General features: G+C 40.6%; 23 protein-coding genes and 1 riboswitch. Of the genes, 4 read left to right on the top strand and 19 right to left on the bottom strand.

Annotated elements, in window-relative coordinates; all coding sequences use genetic code 11:
• Positions 1-311: 311 nt before the first annotated feature.
• The 13 genes from K8L98_RS09150 to queC all read right to left on the bottom strand — a co-directional run bounded on the left by K8L98_RS09150 (position 312) and on the right by queC (position 7,813).
• Entirely contained in the window at positions 312-824 is a 513-nt protein-coding gene (locus K8L98_RS09150; protein ID WP_223441534.1) for an undecaprenyl-diphosphatase, read from the bottom strand.
• 306 nt (positions 825-1,130) lie between these two features.
• A complete protein-coding gene (locus K8L98_RS09145; RefSeq protein ID WP_223441532.1) occupies positions 1,131-1,991 on the bottom strand; it encodes a DUF421 domain-containing protein in 861 nt (286 codons plus the stop codon).
• Between the two features lie 33 nt (positions 1,992-2,024).
• The gene (locus K8L98_RS09140; protein ID WP_154319593.1) at positions 2,025-2,231 is read right to left on the bottom strand and encodes a DUF1657 domain-containing protein; all 207 of its coding nucleotides are present in this window, start codon (positions 2,229-2,231) and stop codon (positions 2,025-2,027) included.
• Positions 2,232-2,243: 12 nt separating this feature from the next.
• A complete protein-coding gene (spoVAE, locus tag K8L98_RS09135; protein WP_223441529.1) occupies positions 2,244-2,594 on the bottom strand; it encodes a stage V sporulation protein AE in 351 nt (116 codons plus the stop codon).
• A 5-nt stretch (positions 2,595-2,599) separates the two neighbouring features.
• Positions 2,600-3,610: a stage V sporulation protein AD gene (gene spoVAD, locus K8L98_RS09130; RefSeq protein WP_223441527.1), complete on the bottom strand. Its 1,011-nt coding sequence runs from the start codon at positions 3,608-3,610 to the stop codon at positions 2,600-2,602.
• Positions 3,610-4,089, bottom strand: coding sequence for a stage V sporulation protein AC (gene spoVAC / locus K8L98_RS09125; RefSeq protein ID WP_223441525.1), 480 nt, complete (start codon positions 4,087-4,089; stop codon positions 3,610-3,612). The genes spoVAD and spoVAC overlap by 1 nt, the downstream gene beginning before the upstream one ends.
• Positions 4,090-4,105: 16 nt before the next feature.
• Positions 4,106-4,576 carry a YhcN/YlaJ family sporulation lipoprotein gene (locus K8L98_RS09120; RefSeq protein WP_223441522.1) on the bottom strand — a complete coding sequence of 157 codons (471 nt, stop codon included), beginning with the start codon at positions 4,574-4,576 and terminating at the stop codon, positions 4,106-4,108.
• Between the two features lie 77 nt (positions 4,577-4,653).
• Positions 4,654-4,860, bottom strand: a complete 207-nt coding sequence (locus tag K8L98_RS09115; protein WP_223441520.1) for a DUF1657 domain-containing protein — start codon at positions 4,858-4,860, stop codon at positions 4,654-4,656.
• 228 nt (positions 4,861-5,088) lie between these two features.
• Positions 5,089-5,289 carry a cold-shock protein gene (locus tag K8L98_RS09110; RefSeq protein ID WP_070876230.1) on the bottom strand — a complete coding sequence of 67 codons (201 nt, stop codon included), beginning with the start codon at positions 5,287-5,289 and terminating at the stop codon, positions 5,089-5,091.
• 184 nt (positions 5,290-5,473) lie between these two features.
• Positions 5,474-5,971, bottom strand: coding sequence for a preQ(1) synthase (gene queF, locus K8L98_RS09105; protein WP_223441518.1), 498 nt, complete (start codon positions 5,969-5,971; stop codon positions 5,474-5,476).
• A 20-nt stretch (positions 5,972-5,991) separates the two neighbouring features.
• Positions 5,992-6,720, bottom strand: a complete 729-nt coding sequence (gene queE, locus K8L98_RS09100) for a 7-carboxy-7-deazaguanine synthase QueE (RefSeq protein WP_223441517.1) — start codon at positions 6,718-6,720, stop codon at positions 5,992-5,994.
• Positions 6,717-7,154, bottom strand: coding sequence for a 6-carboxytetrahydropterin synthase QueD (gene queD / locus K8L98_RS09095; RefSeq protein ID WP_223441516.1), 438 nt, complete (start codon positions 7,152-7,154; stop codon positions 6,717-6,719). The genes queE and queD overlap by 4 nt, the downstream gene beginning before the upstream one ends.
• Positions 7,151-7,813, bottom strand: a complete 663-nt coding sequence (gene queC / locus K8L98_RS09090) for a 7-cyano-7-deazaguanine synthase QueC (RefSeq protein ID WP_223441515.1) — start codon at positions 7,811-7,813, stop codon at positions 7,151-7,153. The genes queD and queC overlap by 4 nt, the downstream gene beginning before the upstream one ends.
• Before the next feature lie 142 nt (positions 7,814-7,955).
• Positions 7,956-8,000: riboswitch (PreQ1 riboswitch) on the bottom strand.
• Positions 8,001-8,093: 93 nt separating this feature from the next.
• On the opposite strand from queC, the gene K8L98_RS09085 reads away from it, so the two are divergent.
• Positions 8,094-9,389, top strand: a complete 1,296-nt coding sequence (locus K8L98_RS09085; RefSeq protein ID WP_223441514.1) for a DUF2254 domain-containing protein — start codon at positions 8,094-8,096, stop codon at positions 9,387-9,389.
• 112 nt (positions 9,390-9,501) lie between these two features.
• Here the strand turns inward: K8L98_RS09085 and K8L98_RS09080 are convergent, their stop codons facing one another.
• From K8L98_RS09080 to K8L98_RS09065, 4 genes are all read right to left on the bottom strand, one after another.
• On the bottom strand, positions 9,502-9,627 hold the full coding sequence (locus tag K8L98_RS09080) for a DUF6254 family protein (RefSeq protein WP_223441513.1): 126 nt from the start codon (positions 9,625-9,627) through the stop codon (positions 9,502-9,504).
• Between the two features lie 89 nt (positions 9,628-9,716).
• Positions 9,717-11,060: a hemolysin family protein gene (locus K8L98_RS09075; RefSeq protein ID WP_223441511.1), complete on the bottom strand. Its 1,344-nt coding sequence runs from the start codon at positions 11,058-11,060 to the stop codon at positions 9,717-9,719.
• A 258-nt stretch (positions 11,061-11,318) separates the two neighbouring features.
• Entirely contained in the window at positions 11,319-12,374 is a 1,056-nt protein-coding gene (locus K8L98_RS09070) for a YkvI family membrane protein (RefSeq protein ID WP_223441508.1), read from the bottom strand.
• 174 nt (positions 12,375-12,548) lie between these two features.
• Positions 12,549-12,734 carry a hypothetical protein gene (locus K8L98_RS09065; protein ID WP_223441505.1) on the bottom strand — a complete coding sequence of 62 codons (186 nt, stop codon included), beginning with the start codon at positions 12,732-12,734 and terminating at the stop codon, positions 12,549-12,551.
• 1,206 nt (positions 12,735-13,940) lie between these two features.
• Between K8L98_RS09065 and K8L98_RS09060 the strand changes: the two genes are divergently transcribed.
• Complete coding sequence (locus tag K8L98_RS09060; protein ID WP_223441501.1) at positions 13,941-16,010, top strand: ATP-dependent Clp protease ATP-binding subunit; 2,070 nt, start codon at positions 13,941-13,943, stop codon at positions 16,008-16,010.
• A gap of 28 nt (positions 16,011-16,038) precedes the next feature.
• On the opposite strand, the gene K8L98_RS09055 is transcribed toward K8L98_RS09060, so the two are convergent.
• Positions 16,039-16,677, bottom strand: a complete 639-nt coding sequence (locus K8L98_RS09055; RefSeq protein WP_223441498.1) for a VOC family protein — start codon at positions 16,675-16,677, stop codon at positions 16,039-16,041.
• A 124-nt stretch (positions 16,678-16,801) separates the two neighbouring features.
• Positions 16,802-18,496: a M3 family oligoendopeptidase gene (locus tag K8L98_RS09050; protein WP_223441495.1), complete on the bottom strand. Its 1,695-nt coding sequence runs from the start codon at positions 18,494-18,496 to the stop codon at positions 16,802-16,804.
• Between the two features lie 164 nt (positions 18,497-18,660).
• Here K8L98_RS09050 and motA point away from each other — a divergent pair, with 164 nt between their 5' ends.
• A complete protein-coding gene (gene motA / locus K8L98_RS09045; RefSeq protein ID WP_223441492.1) occupies positions 18,661-19,452 on the top strand; it encodes a flagellar motor stator protein MotA in 792 nt (263 codons plus the stop codon).
• A complete protein-coding gene (gene motB, locus K8L98_RS09040) occupies positions 19,445-20,200 on the top strand; it encodes a flagellar motor protein MotB (protein WP_223441490.1) in 756 nt (251 codons plus the stop codon). Before motA ends, motB begins: the two co-directional genes overlap by 8 nt.
• Positions 20,201-20,253 lie beyond the last annotated feature (53 nt).

Below are 20,253 nucleotides of genomic sequence, written 5' to 3'. Positions count from 1 at the left end.
TGTGCTAAAATGAAAGCAACCATTTAACAAAGCTTGTAACATGATACCTCCCCCCGCTCAAGGTTTTGAGCGGGGGTTTTTAAGTTTTAAGGTTTTCTGGCTGTTCATCCTCTCTATATAAAAAACGCTTGTCCTTTCAAAAGGATACCTGCGCTATTGTATTAAAAGAGAAGGAAAAACTTGTTAAAGATGTTTGGCAGAAAGAATAGAGGAAAGATGCGGGCGTCTTTTATTCGGTCTTGGAGTTAGAATTTTTAATTTTTTAAAAAAGAAAATAATAATCACACATTATTTCTACTTAAATTCAGCAGCTATCGACGGACAAAATAGTTTGTGCAACTGGAAATTTTATCTAACAGAATACTTGTCATAGTCGCAATAAAAGCACTTCCGATAATATCAGATGGATAATGATGTCCTACCCAAATACGCGAGAAGCCAGTCAACAAAGATAATACCCACATGATTGAACCAAAGATACGATTATAAAGAAAGATAGTAGTAGATACAGCAAATACAAGCAGCGTATGTTTACTTGGAAATGAAGAATCCATTTTTGAAGGAATGAGTATGCCGACCTGTCGTTTCACAAACGGCCGCGGTTTAAAATACACCATTTTTATCAAAATATGAATAAATAAAGTCATCCCCGCTGATATCACCGCTTTTTGTGACACTTTTTTGTAAGATTTACTAAATCGCATGAAAATTAAAACAAAAATAAACACGTAACGAATCTTATTTGATATCAATATCATCAGCCAGTCAATTGGAGAACAACGTCCGGAAAGCTGATTGATTGTCTTAAATACTTTGTAGTTCATAATAATGTCTCCTGACTATATTGTTACACATAAATTTCCCTTCAAAGCGGGAAATATGTAAAAATCGGGAAAATGAATTCCCTCTAAGTTAGGTGCTGCTTTAAGAGATTCAAGGTTTAAACAGGTTATTAATTACATCTGGAAAAAAGCACATTCCACTATATCAGGAGTGCGCTTCTCTTAAGAACCAGTTTTTAAGAAAAGCTTCAATAGCAGCGTTACATTTTTTGACTATTCATTCATGATTGTTAAGGAAAAGCGATGCTTTCATCATTCTGAATATCACTATTTCGATGAAATGTTATCTTAACTTTTTAAAATAGGACTTAATTTGTCTATAGCTTCTTGTAATTTTTTACTATTTTCACTATACATTTGCTTTGCCTCAGTTGATTCAGTTCCAAGTGCAAATAACTCTAAGTCCGCCTGACATTTTTTCATTGCGGCGAAAACTAATGGTTTTTCTTGAGGAGATGGGACTTGAAGTTTATCATCAAAGAGGTCAACGGTTAATTGACCGTAAGAATCTACCTGTCCAAGAAAAACATTTTCAATGGTAACTCCCAGTTTTTCCAGTTCAGTTTTCAGCCAATTTCTGCTTCGGCCACTAGTAGACAGCGGCTCATCTAAGATTTCTCCATCCATAATGACGCTCTGGGGTTCCTTAATGGAAGCAACATTTAAGTTTACAACTTTCGGAGTTAAAGGCTGATTTTCTTTTTTTAATAAAACACTTAATTCCCCGGTCGGCTCTAATAACGCAAATTCCACATCAGCCACCTGGAAGACATCCTTCTTTCGAAGCAATTCCAGCAACTCATCAGTTGTGTATTTTTCCTTTTTTAAGTTATCTTCCATGATTTTCCCATCTTTAATAAAAACGGTTGCTTTCCCTTCTATAAAATCGCGAAAAACTTTGCTTTTTAAAGAAATCAAACCTGCTAAAAAAGGCATTGAAGCGAAGATCAAGATTCCGATTATCCCGTTAAACATGTTCTTTTCAAGACCCATAACAACTTCTCCTGCAATACTTCCAATTGTTATGCCAGTGACATATTCAAAAAATGAAAGTTCGGAAAGCTGCTTTTTACCTAACCATTTTGTAATTAGAAATAAGACAACTACAAATAATAATGCCCGTACTACTACATCTAACCACTCAGGCACTGTTTAACACCTCCTGTTTAAGAATGGTTTATCCTAAAAACCTTTATATTGAGACTCTTCTCGCTCCAATTCCCCAATTCGCTTTTTTAAATCTGCAGATATTTCATGCACGATCATCATGGTTTCATGTAATGTACGTTTTGATTCATTAGCTTGAGTCCGTAACGCTAAACTTGATAGATCAGCCTCAATACCTTTTAGCTGAGCAAAACATTGTTTTACATCTGATGCGATGGTCATTACGGATCCTCCTTATCCTTTAGGTTTAAAAAGCATGGCGCCAATCATTCCGAAAATGATGGCAGCAGAAATACCGGCACTTGTCACTTCAAACATTCCCGATATTACACCGACTAATCCATGTTTTTCAGCTTCTTCCATCGCGCCATGCACAAGGGAATTTCCGAAACTCGTAATCGGAACCGTAGCTCCTGCTCCTGCAAAATCGATAAACGGTTCATATAAACCAAATCCATCAAGAATGGCACCAATGACAACGAATGTACTTAATGTGTGAGCAGGTGTGAGTTTAAACACATCAAACATAATTTGCCCAACTACGCAAATCAAACCGCCTACGACAAAAGCCCAAAAGAAAATCATGATCGTTATTCACCTCCGTATTCTATCGACACTGCATGAGCTATACAAGGAATCGTTTCATTTTGCTGAAAGCTTAAAGGCGATAATAGAGCACCAGTCGCTGCAACCAATATGCGTTTAAACTCACCTTTTTTCATCCGGTTTAATAAGTGACCATATACGACCGTTGCCGAACATGCCGGCCCGCTGGCTCCAGCGAGTACTGGCTGCCCTTCCCGGTAGATCATCATTCCACAGTCCTGATACTGTTTTTCATTTATTGGGGTTCCATGTTTTTTAAATAAATCAAGTGAAACTTCGTGGCCAATTTGACCAAGATCTCCTGTTACAATCAAATCATAGTAGGAGGGATCTAGATTTCGTTCTGTTAAATGAGCCTCAATCGTATCAACCGCAGCGGGAGCCATTGCACCACCCATGTTAAATGGATCGGTCATTCCCATATCAATGACACGGCCAATCGTAGCAGATGTAACACGAGGGCCCTCTCCTGATTGACCTAACAAAGCAACTCCTGCACCAGTTACAGTCCATTGGGCTGTAGGCGGTTTCTGTCCGCCGTACTCAGTCGGATAACGAAACTGTTTTTCAACAGCAGTGTTATGGCTTGAAGCTCCAGTTAATAAATATTTGGCTCCTTTGGTGTTAACTAGATAGGCGCCAAGAGCGAGTCCCTCCATTGAGGTCGAACAGGCACCAAACAACCCAAGATATGGTGTCCCTAATGTCCGGCACGCAAAGCTTGTAGGAGTAATTTGATTAATAAGGTCTCCTCCAAGGAAAAACTGAATTTGCTCCTTTTGAAGACCAGCTTTTTCAATTGCTCTTTGACTGGCTTCTTCAATTAGTACTTTATGGGCTTTTTCGTAGGAATCTTGTTCTAACCATAAATCGGAATGAAGAAGATCAAAATCTTCAGCCAGTAACCCTTCTGCTTCAAACGGTCCGCCGACAGTTCCAGTGGAGAGAATGACCGGTTTGTTCTCAAATATCCACGTACGATGGCCCATTAACATTACAAGCCACCCCACTGGATAAGAATGGTTTTGATTGTAGCAATCACAAACGCGGAAAAAGTACCGAACAAGATGACAGAGCCGGCTAATTTAAACATATTACCGCCTACACCCAGCACAAACCCTTCAGTTCGATGTTCAATGGCTGCGGATATGACTGCGTTTCCAAAGCCCGTAACCGGAACAGCAGAACCAGCCCCTCCAAATTGTGCGATTCGATCATAGACTCCAAAACCTGTAAGAAGCATAGAGATGAAAATTAACGTACCAACTGTCGGATTTCCAGCTGTCTGGTCAGTAAAATCAAAATAATAAATATAAAACATTTGAATACATTGGCCGATCAAGCAAATGAATCCACCCGTTAAAAATGCCTTTATACAATTTTTAAAAACCGGTCTTTTTGTTTCTAGCTGCTTTTCAAGGGTTTGATATTCTTGTTGTACAGGTGTTAATTGTTTCTTTTGCTTATTAGACATGCCTGCCCCTCTTTCATCATGCTTTTTCCTTCATAAGACTTTTAATTTTATCGAAATCTTTTTTTAATGATTTCATTTGGGTATGATCTTTTTGCAGTTTTTGTTCTAATTGTTCCAGTTCCAAATATATTTTTTGATCAGTCGAAACGAAGATTTTATACTCGGGATGCATTTTTTCTAAGTCTAGCTTCAGTTTCTTTTTGATGCTCTTTAATCGAAACCGATCAAATTGGTGGACTTTTACAGCCAATAACAGCTCCTTATCTGTATTCACAGCTTTTACAGACGAAATCTCCTCTTTTTTTACTACTTTTTCTTTTGATTGATTGGCAACTGTTTGATCAATTGGCCCGCTTGTATGTACATATTTGATATTCATATCATTATTTTCAGACACTTGCTGATTCAGATTTCCGTTGCATCCTGAGCTTAGTCCGATGGCTGTTAGTAATAAAAGAAAAATGATTAATTTAATTGTTTTGTTCATGAAATCACCTCATGTTTTTTCATTATTTAAGAAGAGAAAGGTTGGTTAACAGCCAACCAACCTTTTGTCTCGCCTATTTATTGTTGATTATATTGAGGTTCTTCTTGTTCGATTTCCTGAAGACGCGGAGAGATACTGTCAACCACAGCCTGTGTTTGTTGAGCGGCTTGTTGGTAAAGCTGTTTAGCTTGTTGATTATCGGTAGCAAGTGCAAAGGTTTCTAAACTGGCTTGTGCACTTTTTAATCCAGCGATTGTTTGCTTAACTTGTGCTCCTACTGTCATTTTTTGATTCCTTCTTTCATTTGATTTATTAACGTACAATTTGTAGTGTTTCTTATTTTATTTATTTTATGTAATCATCTGTATTGGCTTTCTTCACTGCTCCCGCATACTCTTCACTTTTCTGACCGCTTATACTCACCCTTACTTTCGGTTTGCTATAATGAAAATAAAATTGAACACAAAAAAACAGCCTCTATAAAAGAGACTGTTTTATATGTCAGCTTAAAATTAAGCTTTTTGAACGTTAGTTGCTTGAGGTCCGCGTTGACCTTGCTCTACGTCAAATGTAACTGCTTGGCCTTCGTCTAAAGATTTGAAACCTTCGCCTTGAATAGCTGAGAAATGAACGAATACGTCTTCTCCGCCTTCGCGCTCGATGAATCCGAAACCTTTTTCTGCGTTAAACCATTTTACTGTACCTTGTTCCATTGTTGTTGCCTCCTCGTATGCTTTAGCATACATTGTGTTACTATCCTTGCTCTCATTGATAACAAAAGGTGAAAAGTTTTAGCACTTGTTCTTTCCTTGCGTACCGAACAAAAATAATTCTTAATAAATATAACATGTATTATTTTAAAAAGCAAATTATGCTTGAAAATAATTTCAGCTTTTATCAGCGATTGTCGATTTTCTCCGGATACATATCATGATTCATCATGCGGTGTTCAGCCATTTGTTCATATTTTGTGCCGGGTTTTCCGTAGTTTGTATAAGGGTCAATTGATATTCCGCCTCGCGGAGTAAACTTGCCCCACACTTCAATATATCTAGGGTCCATCAGGTCAATCAGATCATTCATGATGATGTTCATGCAGTCTTCATGGAAGTCTCCGTGATTGCGGAAGCTGAATAGATAAAGCTTCAATGATTTGCTCTCAACCATTTTTTTATCAGGAATATAGCTGATATAGATGGTTGCAAAGTCAGGCTGTCCTGTTTTTGGACAAAGACTCGTAAATTCAGGGCAATTAAATTTCACAAAATAATCGCGGTTTTCGTGTTTATTATCAAATGATTCTAATATGTCAGGGCTGTATTCGAATAAATAATTTGTTCCCTGATTTCCAAGCAATGTTACATCTGTTAATTCTGAATCTTGTCTTCCAGCCATAATCAGCCGTCCTTTCTTAGTTAAACTCCTCTTTTGTTTCCCCAAACAAGGGTGTGCAGCTGCGGCAATACGCGCGCATTGTTTAAATCTTCTTCTGATACTGCCCGGTCGATCAGCCACTCGTATCTTGTAAGTAAATGAGTTATTAATTTCCCATCATCCGGTTCTTGGACCAAATCATTTCCTACCTGAAGATAAAAAATGATTTCCGGGTATTTCTTGTGAACCATTTTCGCATACTCCAAATCCTGCTCATCAAATACAACTACTTTTAAACTAGCATGATGGAGACGTTTTTTTTCCGTTAAATAGCGAACAATTTCATCCAATTTATCAAAGTCAGTCTTCATTCCTGAGCTCGGCGGTTTTGGCGAAATGGTCAAATCATCAATTTGATCAAACCAAGGCTGCAGACGGCTGCCCTGTGTTTCAATCGCAACTTTTACTTTTTTTTCGTGAAGAAGATCAATCAGTTCATTCAGATTCCCAAGTAAAGCAGGATTTCCGCCTGAAATTGTCACGTGAGAAAAATGGCTTCCGCCAAGTTCGAACAGCTCTGACCAAATTTCTTCCGCTGTTAATTGCCTAATGTCATCTTTTGCGGATCCGTCCCAAGTGAAAGCAGAGTCACACCAGCTGCATGAATAGTCACAGCCTGCCGTACGGACAAACATCGTTTTTTGCCCAATAACCATTCCTTCTCCTTGAATGGTCGGGCCGAAAATTTCTAAAACGGGAAACTTTTTCATCCATTTTTCACCTGCTTGGGACGGTACATTACGTAGCTTGTTGGTGTTTCGCGGACAAAAACACCGACACATTTCGGTTTGTGTCCCAGTGTATCCAAATGCTGCTGGATGATTTCATAAATCGTGCGAGCCACTACTTCAGTAGTAGGAAATTTATTTGGATCAAGATCATCAAACACTTCATTTTCATTTAGAATTGTATGGTCAAAGCGGTCGTGCACGAGCTCCTTGATATGGGCAAAATTTATGAGGAACCCGGATTGATCAAGCTCATCTCCCGCAACCGTTACATTAATAAAATACGTATGACCATGGATACGGCGGCATTTCCCTGCTTCATCATTCGGCACGTAGTGAGCCGCAGATATCTGCATATCTTTGTTCAGTTCATAAGAGTAAGGATGAATTGTTTGCGGGTACATTTGCTGAATCATTGCGCCTCCCCTCCTTTTGCGGACAAATATTCATCAAGCCCTTTTTTCCTTAAGTGACATGCTGGACATTCTCCGCAGCCTTCTGCGATAATACCGTTGTAGCATGTGAGCGTTTTTTCTCTTACATAGTCCAGTGCACCGAGTTCATCTGCAAGCTTCCAAGTTTCCGCTTTATCGATCCACATTAGCGGTGTATGAATGACAAATTGATCATCCATCGCTAAATTGATGGTGACGTTGCATGATTTCACGAACACATCGCGGCAATCGGGATATCCGCTGAAATCTGTTTCACAGACTCCTGTCACGATATGTTTTGCACCGATCTGTTTAGCAAGCACAGACGCAAACGTCAGGAACAGAAGATTTCTGCCCGGTACAAAGGTTGAAGGAAGTTCGCCTTCCTTATGTTCAATTTCAATATCATCTCTTGTAAGAGCATTAGGTGCCAGCTGATTTAAGAGTGACATATCCAAAAGATGGTGCCTTACTCCAAGTTCATTTGCAATGGTTTCTGCTACTTCTATTTCAAGCTTGTGGCGCTGGTTATAATTAAACGTTACAACTTCCACTTCTTTAAATTGCTTCAAGGCCCAAAATAAACATGTCGTACTATCCTGGCCGCCGCTGAATACAACAAGCGCTTTATCGTTTTTCATCTATATGTCCTCCTCATTCGAAGAGAGCATTCTTTCACAACCCCGATTTAAAAATCGGCATAAGAAAAGACACCCTGATATGTTCAGAAGTGTCTAGCATGTAAAATCCCCAACTAAAAACTATATCTCACTCGGATACAGTTCATACTTAGTTTTTTATAGAGGGTTGTGCTAGAACCTCTCCCGCACAAACTGCGCGGAATTTATCAATTTTTTTACCGTTCATACTATACCACGAACGGCCAGACACTTCAATCTATTTTATACAGGGGGACAGCTCATGCCTATTAAAAAGATTCTCGTCAAAGTGAAATCAAATTTTTGGATCACACCGGCAATCTACGCCGTTCTTTTTTTCATTCTTGCAGTACTGAGTATAACAGGAGACAGATATCTTGCAGAAAACGGTTATTTCAAGTATATTCCATCTGTCTTTTTAACAGATAAAGAACTTGCTCATACCATTCTCAGCGCTACTTCGACTTCGCTTTTAACGATGACAACGATTACGTTTTCGTCGGTGCTTGTCGTCCTGACAACGTTCCTTGCTAATTTTTCGCCGCGGACGTTGCACAATTTCAACTCAGATTCCAAAATTCAGCGGGTGCTTGGAGTTTTTATCGGAGGCTATATTTATTCCCTCGTCCTGCTAAATCAAGTGAGGGAAAATGAAACAAGCAACGATTTTATCGTACCGACCCTGGCGATTATCGTCGCCTTTATATGTGTCGGCATGTTCGTTTTTCTCATCCACCATATGACGGAATGGATAAAAGTCGGCAACGTGATCTCCACTATCACAAAAGAAACCCTTTCTTCTATAGAAGACAAAAAAAGAACAGACGATCCTGAAGAAGATTTCTCATTAGATAAAGAAAAAACAGTTGAAGTAAAAAGCAGGTATGAAGGCTACATTCAGGATATTGCCTTGTCAGAACTGATTGACTTTGCGGAAAAAGAGCAGCTTGTCATCTCGTTTACTAAAGATCAGGGGGATTATGTCGATGTGGATACACCTTTGCTGCTGGTCTCATCAGAGAGTGAGTCTATAGATGAGGATGAACTTCTTAAATTTATCACCTTTAACACAGATCATGAGTCCAAGAATGATATTGAGTTCGGCATCCAAAAAATTGCCGAGATTGCGCTTAGAGGCATTGCTCCCGGGAAAAATGACCCTGAGACTGCGATTGCATGTATGGAACACCTGGCCCAGATTTTGACGAAGATCGGAAAAAATCATTCCCCTTCGCCTTATCATCGCGACAGCCAGAATCAAATCAGGATTGTTCTGCTTAAACCAACATTCACCGACTACTTATATGAAAGTTTTTATCAGATCCGTCACTACGGAAAAGAGGATGTCTCCGTTATGGCTTCTGTACTGAAAGCATTAATTTTGGTGGCAGAAACGAACCGGAATGAAATAAAACAAGAGGTTTGGGAATTTTCAGCCTACATTTATGAAGGTATTAAACAGGAGGATTGGCTCAGCCTTGATAAAACCATGTTAAATAAACAGCTGAAAAAGCTTGCGAACGCATGCGGCAGAGAAGAAACAGAACGGATCTTATAAGAAAAGCGCAAGCACACTCCTCGGCCAGAACGGATCAGTTAGACAACGAAGCGCAAAACATTATTGTAAGCGAAGAGAAGGAATCCGCAATATTCGGATTCCTTTTTTCTGGCTACTTTTTGTTGTTTTGCGTGCCTTCCTGTTCGAGCTCTTTAAAAGACTTTACTTTGCCATGCTCATTTTGTGATTCTTTGCGGATGTCCCATTGTCTCTGCTTTTGGCCTTTTGATTGAGTCATATTAACGGTCTCCTTTAATTATGAGATTCAGGCTTATTTTATCCTCAGACGCTGATTTTTACGCAAAAAAAGATGCTGGAAAAAGCATCTCATTGTGTGGCAGCGATTCCCTTCTGCAAAAGCGGGGAACTATCCGTCTTTTTTTTTCGAGTCATTTCCAGATAGCGGATATGGTGGTTTTCCATGTCCTTCACTTTAAACGTAAAGGATCCGAATTCAACCATTTCTCCTTTTTTGATATCGTATTTTTCAGTCAGCATCCAGCCGCCGATTGTATCAACATCTGTGTCATCCATTTCAAGTCCAAACAAATCGTTCAGTTCGCTTATTAATACTTTTCCGTCGATCACATACTGATCATCCGTGATTTTCTGGACAAGCGGCACTTCATCAGCATCAAATTCATCTCTGATTTCGCCTACGATTTCCTCTAATATATCTTCAACTGTTACAAGCCCAGCAGTTCCGCCGTATTCATCAATAAGAATGGCCATGTGAATATGCTCTTTTTGCATTTTAAGCAGCAGTTCTTGAATCGGCACAGAATCGATGACTTGAATGACAGGCCTAATATAAGTTATCAATGTAAAATGCTCGGTTTTTTTTGATTGAAATAAGTCCGTAAAAATTTCTTTAATATTCACCATACCGATGATATGGTCTTTGTCGCCGTCAACGACAGGATATCTTGTATATTTTTCACTTTTGATAATCTTCAGATGCGACTGCAGCGTCTCTTCAATATCAAGTGAAACGATTTGGGTGCGGGGCACCATAATTTCTTTCGCAATACGATCATCAAATTTAAATATCTTGTTCACATATTTGTATTCAGATTGATTGATCTCTCCGCTTTCATAGCTTTCAGATAACAAAATCCTTAATTCTTCCTCGCTGTGTGCGAGCTCATGCTCTGAGACCTGCTTCATACCTAAGAAGCTCGTGAGAAGCCGTGCTGAGCCATTTAACACCCAGATCACCGGATACATGAGGCGGTAAAATGCCATTAACGGCTTTGAAAAGGTAAGCGTAATTCGCTCCGCTTTTTGTATGGCTACTGTTTTTGGCGCAAGCTCCCCCACCACTACGTGCAGAAATGTAATGATGGCAAAGGCAATTGCAACAGACAAGAACTGAACGCCTGAACCTGGCAGGTCAAACCTTTTGAAAACAGGATAAAGCAGCCTTCCGATTGCAGGCTCCCCAAGCCAGCCGAGGCCGAGCGCTGTAATGGTAATTCCCAGCTGGCAAGCTGATAAATATTCATCAAGGTTATCCGTTACATTCTTAGCTGATAATGCCTGTTTATTTCCTTCTTCAATCAGCTGATTAATGCGGGAACTTCGAATTTTAACAATTGCGAACTCCGATGCTACAAAAAAAGCAGTGGCAGCAATTAAAATCGCAATAATGAACAAATTCACTATGTCCAAATAAATTCCCTCTTCCGCCTGAGACAGAAAAGGAGTCACCTCCTGAAAAATTTCAATCTATTAGGCAAGCGATGGTGCAAAACCTTCTATAAAAAGTTAATACCCCATCTCATCACCTCTTTAAAAGATATAAAAAATTCAGATAACATTAAAAACATCATAATATGAACAACTTCAGCAGTCAAACGTGAATTATGCCAGTTTTCTTCATAATTATGTTGATAATCAAGCCTTTATGTTTAAATTGTTTGATTATTCTCACTTTTTCAATGTTTTATTATTTTCAGGAAGAGGGTTTTTCCGGACCAACAATAAGACCAGAAAGATGATGCTCATATAGCCAAAGATTGGATATAAAAAGGCAATCAGCGAGCTGTAGCCAATTTGACTGACGAAAAAAGCACCGCTGAGCAGGATGAGGATAATGAACATCCTTGGGATTGGAATTATCCGCACCAAATGGCGTTCAAGACCGAATAAATTACCGATGACAGATGTAAAAACTTCCCCGTAAATGACCAAAATATAAATGAAATAGAAGGAAAAAACAGATGCTTTCATGACCTCGGCCATTGGGATATCGTATAAAATCACATCAGGAAGTGTGGACAGGGCAAAGTGGCTGCTCAGCAAAATGAACGTAAGGACGGCCCCTCCAGCTATTCCTCCCCATTTTACAACGCGCTCATCTTCAATCTCCTGTGCAAGGGGAACAAGAACTGCTTCTGCCATCGCCAGGTTAAAGGCTGAATAGGATACGGCTGAGATCAGCCATTTAAATGATGGAGCATGATGAAGCTGAAAGGATGAAAACGTATGGGCATCAAATGATGATACCGCAATAAGCACACTGAAGAGGATTAAAAGCGGCACGACAATAATATTGACGCTAAACAGCCCTTTTGTGCCGAAAGACATCGCGATGATCGTCAGAACGATGGTAAGCAGCAATCCAAACTGCCTTGAAAATTTCAGCTGCTCCTCAAAAATAGCCCCAGCACCTGATAGCATCACAGATGTTACACCGAATAAGACAAGCAGCATAAAGAAATTTATGATAAATCCAAACGACTTGCCGAATAAAAAAAGATTAAAATCCTGGTACGATTTTGCCCCGATCCGTTTTGATATGATCATAATCTTTGCACCAAGATGCATAAAAAAGTACCCGCATATTAAAATACCGAGTATGCCAAATAAGCCATACTGCGTAAAAAATTCCACAATCTCCCGTCCAGTTGCAAAGCCGGCCCCGACAACCGTTCCAACATATACAGCTGCGATTTGAACAACCTGAAACCATTGATTCTTCATCTTCTACCCCCGTTACGATGAATGCTTTAGCTGAACTCTTACCATGTATATGAGACAAGGTGTTAAGAAAGAAGTACAACCTGAATGCGGTTCGGCCTGTTGGCAGAAGAAAATTTTTCACAAGTGTCGCATTAATTTAATCTCAATAGTAAAAGACTCAAATCTTCACTAATCTTATAAGTCAGGTGGTAACCCGTCCAAATCCCCCAAAATGACCAATCTCATGGACAAGATTACACCAAAGACTTCATTTGGACGGTTGTTTTTCTCCTGAAAATCCTGCATCCACTTAGTGATTGCCTGCTCGATGATGTGCTTCAAATTCGGTTTTGAAGCACTTAACTCGGTGTCGGAGCTCACATTAGGTGCTGCATATTCGGTTATGACGCACTTAACTTGTGTCGGAGCTCACATTTAGTGCCGCATATTCGGTTATGACGCAGTTAACTCGTGTCGGAGCCCACATTTAGTGCTGCATATTCGGTTATGTTGCACTTAACTCGGGTCGGAGCTCACATTTAGTGCCGCATATTCGGTTATGACGCACTAACTCTTGTCGGAGCTCACATTTAGTGCTGCATTTTCGGTTATGACACAATTATCTTGTGTCGGAGCACACATTTAGCGCCGCATATTCGGTTATGACGCACTTATCTAGTGTCGGAGCTCACATTTAGTGCTGCATTTTCGGTTATGACACAATTATCTTGTGTCGGAGCACACATTTAGTGCCGCATTTTCGGTTATGACGCACTTATCTCATGTCCGAGCACACATTTAGTGCTGCATATTCGGTTATGACGCACTTAACTTGTGTCAGAGCACACATTTAGTGCTGCATTTTCGGATATGACGCACTTAACTTGTGTCGGAGCACACATTTAGTGCTGCATTTTCGGTTATGATGCACTTAACTCGGGTCGGAGCACACATTTAGTGCCGCATTTTCGGTTATGACGCACTTAACTTGTGTCGGAGCACACATTTAGTGCCGCCATATTCGGTTATGACGCACTAACTCTTGCCGGAGCCCACATTTAGTGCTGCATATTCGGTTATGTTGCACTTAACTCGGGTCGGAGCTCACATTTAGTGCCGCATATTCGGTTATGACGCACTAACTCTTGTCGGAGCACACATTTAGTGCTGCATTTTCGGTTATGACACAATTATCTTGTGTCGGAGCACACATTTAGTGCCGCATATTCGGATACGAAGCACTTATCTCGTGTCGGAACCCACATTTAGTGCCGCATATTCGGTTATGATGCACTTATCTCGTGTCGGAACCCACATTTAGTGCCGCATATTCAGTTTTGATGCACTTAACTCGTGTCGAAGCCCACATTTAGTGCTGCAAATTCAGTTATGAAGCTAATCACGAAACGCTTCGACTTAGAGCCTGATGAGATTTCCGATTTAACTTATAAAATTTTAAGCAAAATACTTGAAAGTCAAATAAGGTCAAACTATAATATGAATCAAGATCATCCTATGAGGTGATTTTTTACCACCTAAATAGTCAAAGATAGTCAAAGTCAAATTATATATCAGGAGGTTTTCACTATGCTATGTCAACACTGTCAAGCTAAGAAAGCATCTGTTCATTTAACTCTTCAAATTAATCAGGAGCGTCAGCAAGTGCTGCTCTGCACAGATTGTTATGCACAATATAGAAGCTCTGTTCCAAGCGGATCATTCGGAAATGTTCCTTCTTCTCAGCCATTCCAGCAAGGTGCAGAAGGTCAAACTCATAAACATGGAGGCAATGGTCTTCTTGACCAATTAGGCCGCAATTTAACGCGAGCTGCAAAAGCAGGAGTCATTGATCCTGTTATTGGAAGAGATGCAGAGGTCGAAAGATTAATTGAAATTCTGAACAGAAGAAATAAGAATAACCCCGTTTTAATCGGTGAACCAGGAGTAGGCAAAACGGCTGTAGCAGAAGGCTTTGCGCTTAAAATTGCAGAAGGCGATGTCCCTGCTAAGCTGAAAAACAAGGAAGTATACTTGCTTGATGTGGCTTCACTAGTTGCAAACACTGGCATACGGGGCCAATTTGAGGAAAGAATGAAACAGCTGATTTCTGAGCTTCAGCAAAAGAAAAACATCATCTTGTTTATTGATGAAATTCATCTTCTTGTAGGTGCAGGGTCTGCCGAAGGATCAATGGATGCAGGCAATATTTTAAAACCTGCTCTTGCACGCGGAGAGCTGCAGGTTGTAGGTGCAACGACTTTAAAAGAGTACCGTCAAATCGAAAAAGATGCAGCGCTTGAACGCAGATTCCAGCCAGTCATGGTATCAGAGCCGTCCCTTGAAAAAGCCGTTGAAATCTTAAAAGGCATTCAGGATAAATATGAAAAATACCATGAGGTTACGTATACCGAAGAAGCCATTAAAGCGACTGTAACCTTGTCAAACCGCTACATCCAGGATCGTTACTTGCCTGACAAAGCGATTGACCTGCTTGATGAAGCAGGTTCGAAAAAGAACCTTCAGGCAGTCGGCGGCGAAGACATCAGCGGTCAATTAGCTGAAATCGCCAGTAAAAAAGCTCAGGCAACGAAGGAAGAAAACTACGAGCTTGCTGCCAAATTGCGCGATGAAGAGCTCAAGCTTGAGAAAATGCAGACTCCTGTTAAAGCTGTAGTCGACCTTGCAGATATTCAGGCCATCATTGAAAAGAAGACGGGTATACCAGTAGGCAAACTTCAGGAAGACGAGCAGGCTCAGATGAAAAACCTTGAGATTAAACTATCAGGAAAAGTAATCGGTCAGGACGAGGCTGTTAAAAAAGTAGCCAAAGCCATTCGCCGCAGCCGTGCAGGATTAAAGTCCAAAGAAAGACCAATCGGGTCCTTCCTGTTTGTGGGCCCGACCGGGGTCGGGAAAACAGAGCTGACAAAAACCCTTGCCTCTGAACTGTTTGGTTCTCGCGACTCACTCATCCGTCTTGATATGAGTGAATACATGGAGAAGCATTCGATTTCTAAAATCATTGGTTCCCCTCCTGGCTACGTTGGCCATGAAGAAGCTGGACAATTATCTGAAAAAGTCCGCCGGAACCCATACAGCATCATCCTGCTTGATGAAATTGAAAAAGCTCATCCTGATGTCCAGCACATGTTCCTTCAAGTGATGGAAGATGGCAGACTTACAGACAGCCAGGGCAGAACGGTCAGCTTTAAAGACACTGTCATCATCATGACAAGCAACGCCGGCATCGGCCATAAGAAAATAACTGTCGGATTCGGAAGCAATGATGCCTTAAATGAAAGTTCTTTATTAAGCTCTCTAGGCTCATTCTTTAAACCCGAGTTTCTGAATCGTTTTGACAGCATCATTGAATTCAAATCACTTGAAAAACCGCATCTGCTTGAAATCGTCGATATTATGCTGGATGATTTGAAAACTGCTTTGGCAGAACAAAAAGTAACGCTCAGCATCACTGATGAGGCGAAAGAAAAAATTGCCGAACTCGGCTATCATCCTGCGTTCGGTGCACGTCCGCTCCGCAGAGTGATTCAAGAGCATGTAGAAGATTCAATTGCTGACATCTTGCTTGAAGGCAATGAGATCACAGAACTTGTTGTAGAAATTACAGATGATGAGATTTCTGTAAATGATAAATAAAATGGAAAGAGTGCTGACTTGGAGGAATTCAGCACTCTTTTTTTGCAATAATTTTATAAGGATATACTGGGTGTCTGTACACAAACTCAGCCTTATCCTCGACTTCAAGTACAATCGGGTGAATCTCTGAACCTCTTTGTGTCGGGTACCAGTGCCTGCCTTCTTTCACCACAACGACAGAGCCATCACCATTTCCGAAAAAAGCGAACGAGTCAGATTCAGCCCCATATTGATTAGTCAAAAAAGCTATTTCCTTCCGCATTTCGTCAATATTTTCACATGGCAGCCCAACTTCAAATGCATCATGCCAGTCTAACAGATGATCTGGAGCCTCCGTCCTTTCAAGCATTTCAAGCACATTTCCTTCAGGATCATGAAAATAAGCCTGTTTTCCTTTCCAGTATAAGCTCACTTCGCCTTCTTCATTTTGCAGCAGAAGACTCTCTAATTCCTTAAACATGACGTCAAAAAACGATATATTTGTTCTGAAGCATAAATGATAATAGGCACGGTTTTCTGCTTTTATAAAAGTTAAGCTGCTCAAACCTGCTTTCACGGTAAAACGATCCTTTTTTTCATCTGTTAATCTCATCTTTAAAATACCCGTGTAGAATTCTTTCATTTCTTCAAGATGTTTACACTCTAACTGCACATGCACAAATTTCATTTCCATCTCTCCTCTCTTTTCTTAATTTTAAAAGAAGTGCGAGAGTTTGAATTCATTCTTTATACTGATCTTTTGTCCGACTAACAAACGAAAAAACCGCCAGCATATGCTGACGGCATTTACATTAAAGGTTTTTGTCATCCACATTCTCAAGCCACTCTCGAATGTCGCCTGTGACCGATTGTACACATCCATCTTCAAAAGGTGAGATCAAGTTCGCAGTCTTTACTAATTCCAGGAATGATTGGCTTCCACCCTGTTTGCAGAGATGGAGATAATCCGCCCATGCCTGTTCTTTATTTTCATGCATCTTTTTCCAGAACTGCAGCGCACAAATCTGAGCAAGTGTGTAGTCAATATAATAGAAAGGAGAATTAAAGATATGTCCCTGACGCTGCCAGAATCCGCCTTCTTCCAAGAATTCGTTATCCTCGTAATTGCGGTGCGGCAAGTATTTCCGTTCAATCTCTCTCCATGCCTGTTTGCGTTCCTTTGGAGTGGCATCCGGATTTTCATAGATGAAATGCTGGAACTCATCGACAGTTACACCATATGGCAAGAATAACAGAGCTCCGCTTAAATGGCTGAATTTATACTTTTCCGTATCTTCCTTAAAGAAGGTTTCCATCCAAGGCCAAGTGAAAAATTCCATGCTCATGGAATGAATTTCACAAGCCTCATGTGTTGGGAAGTGATATTCAGATAAATTGAAATGACGGCTCATATACACTTGGAATGCGTGACCTGCTTCGTGTGTCAAAACATCAATATCTCCGCTTGTACCGTTAAAGTTCGCGAAGATATATGGAGCTTTGTAATCTTCAATATATGTGCAGTATCCGCCGCCTGCTTTTCCTTTTTGAGCAAGCAGATCCATCAGATTCCGTTCAATCATAAAATCAAAGAATTCATTTGTTTCTCCCGACAGCTCTTCATACATCTTTTTCCCATTCTCGATAATCCACTCTGCATCCCCTTTAGGAGTAGCATTTCCAGTTGTAAATTGAAGCTTTTCATCCGGAAAAGCAAGAGTATCAAGCCCTAAACGTTCCTGCTGGCGTTCTCTTAATCGAGAGGCCATCGGCACGATGTATTCCTTGATCTGATCACGGAAGTTCTTCGCCATGTCTGCATTAAAATCAATGCGCTGCATTCTTTCGTAGCCAAGCTCCACAAAATTCGCAAAGCCTAATTTCTTTGCAATGAGTGTCCGGACTTTTACGAGCTTGTCAAAAATCTCATCGAATTTTTCTCCATTTTCAGCATAAAAGCCAAAGTATGCGTCTGATGCACGTTTTCTCTTGTCGCGCTCTTTTGATTCAAGCAGCGGTTCAAGCTGTGCGAGTGTGTATTCTTTTCCGTCAAACTCAATTTTTGCAGAGGCAACAAGCTTCGTATATTCTGTCGCGAGTTTGTTTTCTTTTTGCAGATCTTCAAGTACTTCAGGGGAGAATGTTTTCATCTGGGCGTCAGCAAGGGCAAAAAGCTGTTTCCCGTATTTCTCTTCCAATTCATTGCGGAAATTTGAGCTGACAAGCGCTTTGTAAAACTCCGTATCCATTGCTTTAATATGCGGTTCAAGCTCATCAAGATAGTCCTGCTCTTCTTTGTAAAACTCATCATTTGTATCAATCGTATGGCGGATGTAGCAAAGATTGAAGGCTGTAGAAAGGTTGCCGCGGATGACATTCAGCTGATCAAGCGCCGCTTCCTGCTTTTCTAAGCTTTCTGCCTGCTTAAATAATTCAAGCGCCTTATGAAACGCTGCTTCAAATTCTTCCTTAACCGGTCTTTTGTATTCGTATTCCTGAAAATTCATATGTATTTCCCCACTTTCTCTTAAAATAATAACTTTCCCTCCTCTTAATTCGCGAAAAAAGCCATGATTCCTCTCTTTCTCTTTTCAATATGCGCTTAAAGTTCATAAAAAGATGACGATATAAACAGTAACAAAACGTAACGAAAGAAAGATTTGGTGAGAATATGGATAAAACGTCGCTTATTGGATTAATTTTAGGCCTTGTCGCAGTTGGTGTCGGCATGTTTATGAAGGGTGTCAGCCCGGCTGTCCTGCTGAATCCGGCTGCATTGCTGATTATAATTGCCGGAACGATCGCTACTGTCGTAACCGCATTTCCCACAAGCGAGATTAAAAGAGTGCCGAAGCTCTTCGGCGTTATTTTTAAGGAGCAGCAATCACACAGCATTCAAGAACTGATTCCCATGTTTTCCGAATGGGCCCAGATTGCGAGAAAAGAAGGGCTGCTTGCACTTGAAGCTAAGATTTCGGATGTTGAAGATTCATTTTTAAAAAATGGGCTGAGCATGGCTGTTGACGGACAAAATGCTGAATTTATCCGGGATGTCATGACGGAAGAAATTGATGCCATGGAAGAACGCCACTCAGCAGGAGCATCCATCTTTTCACAGGCAGGCACATACGCCCCTACCCTTGGAGTACTTGGAGCAGTTGTCGGATTAATCGCTGCTCTTTCACATATGGATAATACGGATGAATTAGGGAAAGCGATTGGAGCAGCATTTGTAGCAACCCTCATGGGGATTTTCACGGGATATGTTTTGTGGCATCCTTTTGCAAATAAACTCAAAAGAAAATCCAGGCAGGAAGCAAAAGTAAAGCACGTCATGATTGAAGGAGTGTTATCTGTTCTTGAAGGTCAGGCCCCGAAAGCCATTGAACAAAAGCTTGCCACCTACCTTCCTGCACACGAAAGAAAACAGCTTTTCGTTGAAGGAGAGAGGTTAAATGGCTAGAAAGAAAAAACAGAAAAACGAGGAAGAGCATGTTGATGAATCCTGGCTTTTGCCCTATGCGGATTTATTAACGCTATTGCTTGCCCTCTTCATTGTCCTTTTTGCGATGAGCTCAGTAGACGCACAGAAATTCCAAATGCTTGCCCGGGCGTTCAACAGCACGTTCACAGGCGGAACAGGCGTACTTGAATATCCAAGTCCGATCCCTGACGGTGAGATGGAAAAGCTGGATCAAGAGAAGGAAAAGAATCCGGATAAAGAAAAGCAGGAAACACTCGAGCAGGAGAAATTAAAAGAAATTCAGAAAAAAGTGAATGCCTATATTGCTGCCAACAGTCTTGAAACACAATTAAAAACCACTCTGACGGATGAAGGTCTTCTCATTACCATTTTAAATGATATCTTTTTTGATTCGGGCAATTCCTCCATCCGCAAGAAAGATGAACAGCTGGCGAAGGAAATTTCAAAGCTATTAGTCATGAATCCTCCTCGCAATATTATCGTCAGCGGTCACACAGACAACGTGCCGATCCAGAACGCGGAGTTTGAATCTAATTGGCACTTAAGTGTAATGCGCGCTGTAAATTTCATGAAGCTTTTGCTTGAAAACGGGCAGCTTGATCCTAGAGCCTTCTCAGCAAAAGGGTTTGGGGAGTACAATCCAGTTGCAGACAACAAAACAAAAGAAGGCCAGCAAAAAAACCGCAGGGTCGAGATTTTGATTCTTCCGATTGAGCAGAACCAGTAAAAAAGTGTCCAATGTGGACACTTTTTTATTGAAAGATGAACTGTAATGGCCCA

The sequence above is a fragment of the Metabacillus dongyingensis genome, assembly GCF_019933155.2.
Lineage (GTDB): Bacteria > Bacillota > Bacilli > Bacillales > Bacillaceae > Bacillus_P > Bacillus_P dongyingensis.
Note: the sequence above shows the minus strand (reverse complement) of the source record. Positions and strands in the feature narration are given on the sequence as shown.

Coding starts and splice junctions, on each gene's coding strand:
- K8L98_RS09150 (WP_223441534.1), bottom strand. CDS start 824: ATGAACTACAAAGTATTTAAGACAATCAATCAGCTTTCCGGACGTTGT.
- K8L98_RS09140 (WP_154319593.1), bottom strand. CDS start 2,231: ATGACCATCGCATCAGATGTAAAACAATGTTTTGCTCAGCTAAAAGGT.
- spoVAE (WP_223441529.1), bottom strand. CDS start 2,594: ATGATTTTCTTTTGGGCTTTTGTCGTAGGCGGTTTGATTTGCGTAGTT.
- spoVAD (WP_223441527.1), bottom strand. CDS start 3,610: ATGTTAATGGGCCATCGTACGTGGATATTTGAGAACAAACCGGTCATT.
- spoVAC (WP_223441525.1), bottom strand. CDS start 4,089: ATGTCTAATAAGCAAAAGAAACAATTAACACCTGTACAACAAGAATAT.
- K8L98_RS09120 (WP_223441522.1), bottom strand. CDS start 4,576: ATGAACAAAACAATTAAATTAATCATTTTTCTTTTATTACTAACAGCC.
- K8L98_RS09115 (WP_223441520.1), bottom strand. CDS start 4,860: ATGACAGTAGGAGCACAAGTTAAGCAAACAATCGCTGGATTAAAAAGT.
- K8L98_RS09110 (WP_070876230.1), bottom strand. CDS start 5,289: ATGGAACAAGGTACAGTAAAATGGTTTAACGCAGAAAAAGGTTTCGGA.
- queF (WP_223441518.1), bottom strand. CDS start 5,971: ATGGCTGGAAGACAAGATTCAGAATTAACAGATGTAACATTGCTTGGA.
- queE (WP_223441517.1), bottom strand. CDS start 6,720: ATGAAAAAGTTTCCCGTTTTAGAAATTTTCGGCCCGACCATTCAAGGA.
- queD (WP_223441516.1), bottom strand. CDS start 7,154: ATGATTCAGCAAATGTACCCGCAAACAATTCATCCTTACTCTTATGAA.
- queC (WP_223441515.1), bottom strand. CDS start 7,813: ATGAAAAACGATAAAGCGCTTGTTGTATTCAGCGGCGGCCAGGATAGT.
- K8L98_RS09085 (WP_223441514.1), top strand. CDS start 8,094: ATGCCTATTAAAAAGATTCTCGTCAAAGTGAAATCAAATTTTTGGATC.
- K8L98_RS09080 (WP_223441513.1), bottom strand. CDS start 9,627: ATGACTCAATCAAAAGGCCAAAAGCAGAGACAATGGGACATCCGCAAA.
- K8L98_RS09070 (WP_223441508.1), bottom strand. CDS start 12,374: ATGAAGAATCAATGGTTTCAGGTTGTTCAAATCGCAGCTGTATATGTT.
- K8L98_RS09060 (WP_223441501.1), top strand. CDS start 13,941: ATGCTATGTCAACACTGTCAAGCTAAGAAAGCATCTGTTCATTTAACT.
- K8L98_RS09055 (WP_223441498.1), bottom strand. CDS start 16,677: ATGAAATTTGTGCATGTGCAGTTAGAGTGTAAACATCTTGAAGAAATG.
- K8L98_RS09050 (WP_223441495.1), bottom strand. CDS start 18,496: ATGAATTTTCAGGAATACGAATACAAAAGACCGGTTAAGGAAGAATTT.
- motA (WP_223441492.1), top strand. CDS start 18,661: ATGGATAAAACGTCGCTTATTGGATTAATTTTAGGCCTTGTCGCAGTT.
- motB (WP_223441490.1), top strand. CDS start 19,445: ATGGCTAGAAAGAAAAAACAGAAAAACGAGGAAGAGCATGTTGATGAA.